This is a genomic window from Treponema sp. J25 (assembly GCF_004343725.1).
GTDB lineage: Bacteria > Spirochaetota > Spirochaetia > Treponematales > Breznakiellaceae > J25.
Genome location: NZ_PTQW01000013.1, coordinates 207,935 through 215,151 on the forward strand (window position 1 = coordinate 207,935; position 7,217 = coordinate 215,151).

General features: G+C 32.6%; 6 protein-coding genes. All 6 read right to left on the bottom strand.

Features of this window, described 5'->3' with window-relative positions:
- Positions 1 to 374: 374 nt before the first annotated feature.
- Positions 375 to 656, bottom strand: coding sequence for a CRISPR-associated endonuclease Cas2 (cas2, locus tag C5O22_RS05255; RefSeq protein ID WP_132780145.1), 282 nt, complete (start codon positions 654 to 656; stop codon positions 375 to 377).
- A gap of 3 nt (positions 657 to 659) precedes the next feature.
- Entirely contained in the window at positions 660 to 1,637 is a 978-nt protein-coding gene (gene cas1b / locus C5O22_RS05260; protein ID WP_132780146.1) for a type I-B CRISPR-associated endonuclease Cas1b, read from the bottom strand.
- 6 nt (positions 1,638 to 1,643) lie between these two features.
- Positions 1,644 to 2,141, bottom strand: a complete 498-nt coding sequence (cas4, locus tag C5O22_RS05265; RefSeq protein WP_132780147.1) for a CRISPR-associated protein Cas4 — start codon at positions 2,139 to 2,141, stop codon at positions 1,644 to 1,646.
- Positions 2,138 to 4,711: a CRISPR-associated helicase Cas3' gene (gene cas3, locus C5O22_RS05270; RefSeq protein ID WP_132780148.1), complete on the bottom strand. Its 2,574-nt coding sequence runs from the start codon at positions 4,709 to 4,711 to the stop codon at positions 2,138 to 2,140. The genes cas4 and cas3 overlap by 4 nt, the downstream gene beginning before the upstream one ends.
- A complete protein-coding gene (cas5b, locus tag C5O22_RS05275) occupies positions 4,704 to 5,552 on the bottom strand; it encodes a type I-B CRISPR-associated protein Cas5b (protein ID WP_132780149.1) in 849 nt (282 codons plus the stop codon). The genes cas3 and cas5b overlap by 8 nt, the downstream gene beginning before the upstream one ends.
- A gap of 88 nt (positions 5,553 to 5,640) precedes the next feature.
- Positions 5,641 to 7,217, bottom strand: a 1,577-nt coding sequence (cas7i, locus tag C5O22_RS05280) for a type I-B CRISPR-associated protein Cas7/Cst2/DevR (protein ID WP_132780150.1), incomplete at its 5' end; no start/stop codon positions are given.

Consider the following 7,217-nt stretch of genomic DNA (forward strand, 5'->3'; position numbering starts at 1 on the left):
CATATTTGGCTGCTAAAACCTGGACAGCATCAGCCCCAGTATCTACCTCAATACTCTTTAAATCCCATATTTGGCTGCTAAAACGTGAACTTGAATCACTTTTAGAATTGCAGAACAGGACTTTAAATCCCATATTTGGCTGCTAAAACCAGATGGCTATAGGTTTACCGTATTACGATTTTGACTTTAAATCCCATATTTGGCTGCTAAAACGGAAGATTTTACTATCTGGTTCTTGCAAACCTACGGCTTTAAATCCCATATTTGGCTGCTAAAACCCGTCACAAAAACGGGGGCTTTTCTTTATTTTGAAATAAAATATACGTAGAGATTGGCCGAAAATCAAGTATAATTTTCTCGAAGCGGCGGTAATGCTATAGAATGTTCGCCGTGGGATCAAAGTCCAGCCCTATGTTTTCTCTTCTGAGATTGTTTTTATTGTCTAACCTGTAAAAAACCACATAATCTTCTTTATCATTTATAATCCGTTCAATCGAGGTTTTTAAAGCAGTAAAATTTGCTTCTGTTATTTCTCCTTCAAAAACAGATTTCTGGGTGTGGTGAAGATATTCACGGCATTTTTTCATAACCTTTGGGAGTCTCTTTCTCCCTTCTTTTGTTTCTGTCGAAATATCATACACAAGAATTACGTACATGGATTACCACCATACCCTAAAAGATTTGTATGTTGTCTCGCCAATGACGTGTTTAATTAACTTGTATAACTCAAGTCGTATGATTTTCTGGTAACTTACTTTTCTTTTTAATTTCTTGTGAATAATCGTGGTTTTCATCTTTTCGTCAAAGGCTTTAACGACGATTTTTCGGCCATCTTCCTTAAGGTAACAATAATTGAGTTCCTTATCAAAATTCTTTTCTGTAATTTGATGATTATTCAGTAAATCAAATATGACCCTATCCCCATAAATTGGTTTGAATATCTCTGCTACATCAAGGGCAAGGGAAAATCTTCGATACGAAGGTTCATGAAGATAACTTATAGTTGGATTTAACTGGGTTCGATAAATTTCTTTTATGACAGCCGTGTAAACAAGGCTGTTAACGAAAGAAATAAGAGCATTCATCATATTATCCGGTGGATGTTTAACTCGTTTTTCAAATTCGATTTCCTGCTTAATAATCTTAGGGAAGACGCCATAATAGCAATCTCTTGCATTACCTTCCAGGCCCATTAAAGCAGAAATATCTGGTTGATTATTTATGTTTTCGCTGTAATTGTTCAGATGAGCAAAAATATCCTCTCCGATCTGAGAATACCTTTTTAGATTATAAATGAATCCATGAATTGCTCCTTGTACAAATTCTTTTGCAAGATCCAATCTTTTGCCGGGATCAAGATAATGTTCTACTTGATGAACGATAACTTCGCCCGAGAGTAGTTCTTCCCTCGGATAAAAGCTGCCGGTCCACCAGCCATAATAGTTAAAAAAGTGCAATACTATTCCCTGTTGAGCAAAAAAATTAATTGCCTTTGTGTTTAGGTCTATTTCCCCAAAAAGATAAAGGCTATCAATATCATTTACAGGGATGGGAATGTCTCCATCTTTTGTTTCAAGAAAGATTGAATTGTCCTTACGGCTTATACGGCCGCTTTTAAAAATGTAATAGTCTTTCATAGAACCTCAACAGTAACAAAACTCATAGTAGCTACACTTTTTGCAGTAGGGTTTGTTGATTGGGAGTGGGGTAATTTTTGAACTCAAGATTTTTTCAATCTTTTTTATTGAATCTTTAATCTTAATTCTATCATCTTCAGAAAGCTTAACTTTTATTACTTTTTTTTGTTTTGGATAATCTATTTCTCCAGTAAACCCGTGGACACCTTTTTTTTCAAGCTCATAAAGATAATATTTCAATTGCCATATATGCAGCTCTTCCATTTTGTTTGATTTTTTTATTTCATGAACTTTTTTTCTTTTTTTATCTATAAAGTCGATAACCACTTCACCTTCCTCGCCAAATAAGTGAATCTCATGTTTTTTTCTCTCATAGGTATACTCAGAAATAATTTTCCCTATTTTTACATCTTCAGAAGTATCTTCCAATTTTATATTCTTTGCAAAAAGCCATAAATGCCGCGGGCAATGAAAATAGTAATTAATATAAGTTCCTGTGATCATATAATATTATCTTCATCATTTTTATTGGTTTTATTTTTATCTTTCAGATCTACTATAAAAATATCACTACACCATTCTTTTAATTTTACTATTTTTTTGTTATCATCAGAAATTTCAATCTGCTCTATCCATTGTGTAACAACTCCATCTTGTAATTTCTCGAGGTTCCAGTAAGTAACTGAAATAACAAACTCCGCTATGATTTCTTTTTTGAATATTGTGTAGTTTAAATCATTTCTATTAATTAAATTTTTAACCTTTTTTATGAAATCATTTTTCTTGGCAATATCAATCACACTGGCATTCATTATTTCTCGGAACATTCTTTGAGCTTCTTCTCTTCTATCAGACATAAAGCCAGCGTCAAGAAGAGAAAGTGTTTCATAAAATTTGGATAGATATTTACCATTGGGATTTAAAATTTCATATAGCTTTTTAACTAAATCATATTTGCAATATTCAGACATTAAAATCTCTGAATTATCATCAGGAATGGTATCATCTTTTTTCTTTAATTTTTCTTTTTCTGTATTAAGGTTATCATAATAAGCTTGCCAATTAGTATCATTACCTTCATCTTTTAACAAAATAAGAGTTTTCTCAATCAACTCACTCTCATACACTCTCCCATTTCCAGATTCATAACCTTCTTTAAAAACCAAAACATAAATATTTGGACTGACTTCACTGGTTCCATTCTGTTTATCTAAATCGAAATTCTTTTTATACCTTCTCAAAACTCTTCCCATTCTCTGGACAAGAGCATCCATTGGACAGATTTCGGTATAGAGAATATCTGTATCAATATCGATGGCAGCCTCGACTACCTGAGTGGCTACAAGGATTTTGCCTTCATTATCGTTTTGATCTTTTGGATTTTTGAATTTATTCTCAATCTCATTCTTGATTCTTTGTTTCTCATTCAAGGTAAATTGAGAGTGAAAAAGAATAATGTTTTCATCTTTTATGATATTCTGAGTTTTATTCTTTTCAATATAAGATTTAATTCTTTCATAGATATTCTTTGCTTGTTTTACTGTGCTAAGAATAACCAACACTCTTTTATCTTCCGCCTTAGAAACTATATCTTTTATTATTTCCTCTGGTATTGTAAAATCTATTTTTTTGTCTTTTTTCTTGTTAGAGATATTTACAAAAGATAGCTTGTGTTTTTTAAGATTTTGATACTTTGACTTCTCTTCTTCATAAAGATTGAGTTCATCAAAATGTTTCTCCCCATTGCTTTTTATTCGATCTTCTATTTCCTTTTTCACATACTCAGGAAGAGTGGCTGTCATCAAGAGAAATTTTCCACCGAGCCTATAAATATCTTCGACAAATTTGACAATGATAGCTGTAGCTTTCGGATCATACGCCTGAATTTCGTCAATCACAAGCCTTGAATATGAAAACGTGGCATAAATTCTTTCATAGCCAGGAGGTCTTAAACCATAAGGGAAAAACTGATCACCTGTTGATACGATAACAGGATAAGAAAGCTGTTTGGCCACATCATAAACCTTCAACCTTTCATAGTTGTAATCATCTCCCAACAAATAAACATCGGCATCACTATGAAGAAGTCCAGTTTTGTCTTCACCAAAAATCTTTGTGGCTCTGTCATAAATTTGTTCAACCGCTGCTCGTAAAGGCAGAGTGTAGAAAAACTTCTCTCCACCACTCCACAGAAAGGCAAACTCTGTCTTCCCACTTCCTGTGGGAGCAATGAGAATGAGGTTATTTTTATATTTGAATTTATCATTTTCTTTTTTATTAAGTTTTGATTCTTGCCAGATCGAATTATTAGTACCTATTTTACTTTTTATCGCCGTCAAAATATTTGCAGTACTTATACTTTCTATTTCTATATTCTCAATTTTAGAATTACTATTCTCTTCACAAAACGACGCATAATGATCACATCTCTGTAAAAATCCACTAATAAGAATCCATTTTTTCTTTCCTTCTTCATCTAATTCAATCCTCTTTGGAAGCCAGTAAAGTTGATAAGGTGGAATAACATAATCTGCAAAAGAAAGGCCATTGGCTAAACCCTGAAGCATGGCCTTGTTTAATTGGATAATATCATTTTCACCGTTTATCAATTCGTTAAGTTCATCTTGTAAATTTTTTACTAATTGTTCTGAAGTATAGTTCAGTAGTTTTTCAAATTTCTCACTTCCATATCTTAAATCCATTTCAAGAGAGTTTTTCCAGTGATGATAGGCGATAGCTGAAAGAACATATTTAAGATTTTTATCATTGTTTAATAGTTTTTCTTTTAGTTTTTCTTGATTTATAAATAACACTGAAGCTAATGAATGATAAATATTAAGTTCTTTATCTACATCGCAAGGCTCGTAATTATTATTTCCCAATACAACAATTTGAAAATATGGTAAGACCTTCCCTAAATCATGTAGCGTTATAGCCAATTCAATACAATCTTTGATATCATTTTGAGTTGTTTTGTTATTCAACTTATTGAATGTATCTAATATATCTTTTGTATGCAGTTTTAGACTTATTCCATTATCTTTTGCCAATATTTGATTTTTATTATCAGCCATTGTGTACCCCTTTGCTTTGATTAAAATCAGCAAGAAAGACTGGTATATTTAATTCTTTATCGAACAAACATTCTGTATTGATTATCTTCCCGTCATTGAGTTTTGCTCTTATGTATTTATATTCTCTCTGTCCAGTGTGATTGAAATGACTCTCATAGTTTTTTATAGAAGAAAATGTTGTCAGATTATACACAAGTCCGTCAAAATTATTCCAATTAAGAGTGTTGTTATTTTGGGGACTGAAAATCTTTTCAGGTGTCCAAAAAAAATAAGGATATCTCCCATCCTGTCTTTTTATTTCAAAATTATTCTCATCAATAATTGATATGCCTTTATAAACTATCCAATCCTCAGCCCGTCCAATATGAAGTACCTGCAGTCTTTCTTTAGGATCTTTGAGGAGGTTTTCGAGAAATTCCAATTTATCTTTTTCATTATGATACAAATAAATAATAAGCTCTACATTTTCCAGAACATCAATCTTCATTGGTGCTTGCCCACCAATATGACCGACTTGCCCATTTTTCTTTCTATTATTTATTTCACCATAAGTACCAACATGTGCTTCTTTACTTAGATTTCTGAACCAGATCATTTCGGTTATTTTTGCCTCGAATCTTCCAGCAATAGAAATCTTTAGCTCTTTTATAATCTCGTATGGTCTTATCTTGTTTTGATTAACATCAATTTCTTTTTTTTGATCATCAATTCCACAAGCATTGCACAAAAATCCTATTATGGTTGAATAAGGAGGAATGGGATAGGTATGTCTCCTTTGAAAAGTGAAAGGAATCCTGTAATGTGCCTGTGGTTGATATATTATAAGTCTGAGTATAGGCATCCATTTCTCTCCTTATTTTATCATTTATCCAGAAACACCTTGAGTTGCTGGTATTATGCTTTCCCTGGCCTTCCACGACGTCTTGTTCCTAACGATTCCCCCCCCCATTTGTGTCTTCCGAAGGAGTGGTCGTTGATGAAGAGGCTTCTGAGTTATCAGACCGTTCAGAGTTTTCTTCTGGATGACACTCGCAATTTTCCAAACCACAGGCACTTAAAAACTCTTTCCAACTTCCAAAAGTTTTTTCTTTGATTTCCTCTTTGCTTATACTCAGCCGTTCACAATCTTTGATATAAACTTTTTTGATTTTGCTCTGGTCATTCTGTTCTTCAACCCAAGAATTATTAATACAATCCTTAATACCTATTACCTTCGGTTTTCCTTCTTCTATCACAATATCAATGTAAGGATGAAATACTGGACTAGGAACTTTTACAGGAGCCGCAATCAGAAAGAGAGGAACAATAGTGTTGTCTTCTCCGCTGGAATGAGCTACAAGACCATCGTGGATGACAGTGAGGATTTGACAGATGCGGCGTTTTTTTATTTCATCAGAGAGTTTAACTGAAACTTTGAAAAGATTATTTGATATATTTTCAACCTTAATTTCTCCGATTACCTTATTATTGTTTTTGATTCCGTACTCATCCTGACTATTATTTTTAGGAGCAATGTTATTAAATGTTTTTACAATACCAGTTTCAATAATTAGGGCTTTTGTATTCTCATCATATTGAGGTTCTCTAGTCACAGAAAATTTATAATATTTTTTTTCATCTTCTTTTATTTCCTCAAATTCTTCAATTTCAATTTTAGGTTTATTTTGCTTTTTATCACTTTTACCTTTATTATCTTCTTTTTGTTCAACTGATTTTTCTCCCTTTTCTCCTTGATCAGACAAAGCTGATTCAATAGTTAAAATTTCTTTTTCTGATTTCTTCTTTTTACTTTTCTTACCAATTTCAGCTTCTATCTTAATCTCTTTGCCGTCAATGTAAATTCTTTTATTATTCAATTCATACCAAATATTACTCTCATCATTTTCATCTACCTTTTTTTCAACATTTGCTAATATTAAACTTTGAGGTTTTTTTACTTCTATAATTAAAGTTTTTCCCTTTTCATCATACTGTGGTTTGTTATTAACTATAAAGCTATCTTCTCCTAAGATTTTACTGTCTATAGTAAAGCTTAATTTATAAAGAGATGTATGTTCTTCTCTTTGAAATGGATTTGGCGTTATATTTAACCCATTTTGATTGGCCCTTTGAACAAGATCATGGTTTGCGTAAAAAGCCATATCTTGATTATAAGAATAAAGAGCTACTGCTTTTGTAATTCCAATTGGGGCCTTTCTTGTTAAAGAATTCTCTTCTGCAATAGTATACATATATCCAAAAGCATCAAGTTCAGCAGATGAGATTATATCATCTTGAAGAATATCAAACTGAGCGACACTCCCTTGCCCTGTGATAGCTGCCGGTTTCCAGTCATCAGAAAATCTTTTCACTAACGTATTAAACAAATAATGTCTTATCGCTGGTCTACTAATAAATGAAACAACTTTATTTCCAACTGTCCGCGCTCTGCCATAATAGTTGTCACCTAGAACAAGATGGAACAGGAGGTGACCTATGGCTCGGTATAGCGCCCAGATACGGAATA

Excerpts from the sequence above, each read along its gene's own strand:
- cas4 (WP_132780147.1), bottom strand. The coding sequence starts at position 2,141 with ATGATCACAGGAACTTATATTAATTACTATTTTCATTGCCCGCGGCAT.
- cas2 (WP_132780145.1), bottom strand. The coding sequence starts at position 656 with ATGTACGTAATTCTTGTGTATGATATTTCGACAGAAACAAAAGAAGGG.
- cas5b (WP_132780149.1), bottom strand. The coding sequence starts at position 5,552 with ATGCCTATACTCAGACTTATAATATATCAACCACAGGCACATTACAGG.
- cas1b (WP_132780146.1), bottom strand. The coding sequence starts at position 1,637 with ATGAAAGACTATTACATTTTTAAAAGCGGCCGTATAAGCCGTAAGGAC.
- cas3 (WP_132780148.1), bottom strand. The coding sequence starts at position 4,711 with ATGGCTGATAATAAAAATCAAATATTGGCAAAAGATAATGGAATAAGT.